This window comes from Escherichia sp. MOD1-EC5990 (genome assembly GCF_002965285.1).
Taxonomy (GTDB): domain Bacteria; phylum Pseudomonadota; class Gammaproteobacteria; order Enterobacterales; family Enterobacteriaceae; genus Escherichia; species Escherichia coli_F.
Genome location: NZ_PTRV01000058.1, coordinates 1 through 2,002 on the forward strand (window position 1 = coordinate 1; position 2,002 = coordinate 2,002).

Genomic DNA, 2,002 nt, shown 5'->3' on the forward strand with positions numbered 1-2,002 from the left:
ACCGAGAAAGACACTGAAGTTCAAAACACCGAAAGAGATAATTGAAAGGGGTGTTGCATTGACAGATTGAATCTACAACCGCGCTCTTGATGTCAGACTCCCTGAACAGTTCTCGATAATAGGGAAACTCAGAGCGCATTATCCTGTGGTCACACTCTGCCATGTGTTCGGGGTTCATCGCAGCAGCTACAGATACTGGAAAAACCGTCCTGAAAAACCAGACGGCAGACGGGCTGTATTACGCAGTCAGGTACTTGAGCTACATGGCATCAGCCACGGTTCGGCCGGAGCAAGAAGCATCGCCACAATGGCCCCCCCACCCGGAGAGGCTACCAGATGGGACGCTGGCTTGCTGGCAGGCTCATGAAAGAGCTGGGGCTGGTCAGCTGTCAGCAGCCGACTCACCGGTATAAACGTGGTGGTCATGAACATGTTGCTATCCCTGACTACCTTGAACGGCAGTTCGCCGTGACCGAGCCAAATCAGGTGTGGTGCGGTGATGTGACCTGTATCTGGACGGGTAAGCGCCGGGCGTACCTCGCCGTTATTCCCGACCTGTTCGCAAGAAAACCAGTGGACTGGGCCATGTCGTTCTCGCCGGACAGCAGGCTCACCATGAAAGCGCTGGAAATGGCATGGGAAACCCGTGGTAAGCCCGGCAGGGTGATGTTCCACAGCGATAGTAATAATGCCGGTATCAGTTTTTATCATCACTCTGTTTGCTGTTTAACCAGACTGGTGTGATTACTGATGCAGTGAAGACCTTCCCGTATCCTGACTCACACAGCGATCGCCCCTTTATGTCCTGCCCTGGACCTGTCGGTTGCAGGAAGCGCCTTCATGCGAGGCGTCTCCTCACCGATACGCGTGACTCAAGAAGGGCCTGACGGCTTGTCTCGTTACTGTCCTGTCCGGGTTATCTGTCTGGAGATTCAACTCTGTTTCCTCACAGGAGCTCTGTTATGGCAGGTAAAGTTACGGAAGCCGCTGTTGTGGGGGCGTGGATACACATAAAGATCTGCACGTTGCCGCTGTCGTAGATCAGAACAATAAGTAACAACTCAAAACCAGATTCAGTACTTGCAAAACGGAGGTAGTCCATAGATGTAGTAGGTGGCTTCAGAGATACTGGCCTCCCGGCAGACATCTTTAACGGTTCGTCCAGCTTCAACTGACTTAATCACAGCGATGATCTGATGCTCGGTAAAACGGGCTTTACGCATAGCGATCGCCTTCGTTAGCAGATTGATTATGCCGGATGATCTCTAAATACGAATGGCACGATTATGCGGGATACTTACATTTCCATTAATAGTAACTAGAAGAAAAGCTTATGAATATGGTTTAGAATTACCAAATTTGATCATGCATAAAGAGATACCAGAATGGTATGGAAACCGACTTATGTTGGCTGTGAGCATTTCGTATTGTTTTAATAGTCGCAAGTGGTTCAACAACAATGGTTTAAGTAAATGAATAAGAACTTTATATTAGATCTTACTGTTAATACTACTAACCCTATAAATAACAAAGAGTTTCTTTGGGTTAGTTATAATATAAATAATTCAACTGCTAAAAAATATGAGAAATCATATTGGATGACGCTGGAAAAAAAATGCCTATCTTTATTTGGTATTAACGGATATGATCTTCAGACAGGTGCATGGTTCTGCCTTATTTCTGCACATCTATATAGTTGGGAAGGTCTTGCTGTTGCTTCATGGAAATTTGCAGATACTTTTGTCAAACAAAAACAATGCTGGCCTCCACTTACAGCCAGCCAGATGCGAACCAATACTCTTATCTGGTATATTAAAAATGTCATTCCAGCGATGCAGATGTTGTCTGATGATCCAAAAACTGACTCCTCATTAAGATTGCTGGAGGATTCATTAGCATTATTGACGGAATTTGAGAATAATCTATTTTCTGGGGGGGGGGGGGTTTTGGGGGGTGGTTGATTAAGTAAAACAAAAAAAAAATTGGAAAATTAAAATAAATT

At 45.6% G+C, this 2,002-nt stretch carries 2 protein-coding genes and 2 pseudogenes; 3 read left to right on the forward strand and 1 reads right to left on the reverse strand.

The annotated features are described in order from the left end of the window. Positions 1–70: hypothetical protein (locus BEB42_RS26955; protein ID WP_223720289.1), on the forward strand; the 70-nt coding region annotated here is incomplete at its 5' end. A gap of 9 nt (positions 71–79) precedes the next feature. Beyond that, positions 80–690: pseudogene (locus tag BEB42_RS25790) on the forward strand (IS3 family transposase); the annotation flags it as partial. 416 nt (positions 691–1,106) lie between these two features. Here BEB42_RS25790 and BEB42_RS25795 read toward each other — a convergent pair. Next, positions 1,107–1,223, reverse strand: a pseudogene (locus BEB42_RS25795) (transposase); the annotation flags it as partial. A 249-nt stretch (positions 1,224–1,472) separates the two neighbouring features. Here BEB42_RS25795 and BEB42_RS25800 point away from each other — a divergent pair. Further along, on the forward strand, positions 1,473–1,961 hold the full coding sequence (locus tag BEB42_RS25800) for a hypothetical protein (RefSeq protein ID WP_336603370.1): 489 nt from the start codon (positions 1,473–1,475) through the stop codon (positions 1,959–1,961). Positions 1,962–2,002: the final 41 nt, after the last annotated feature.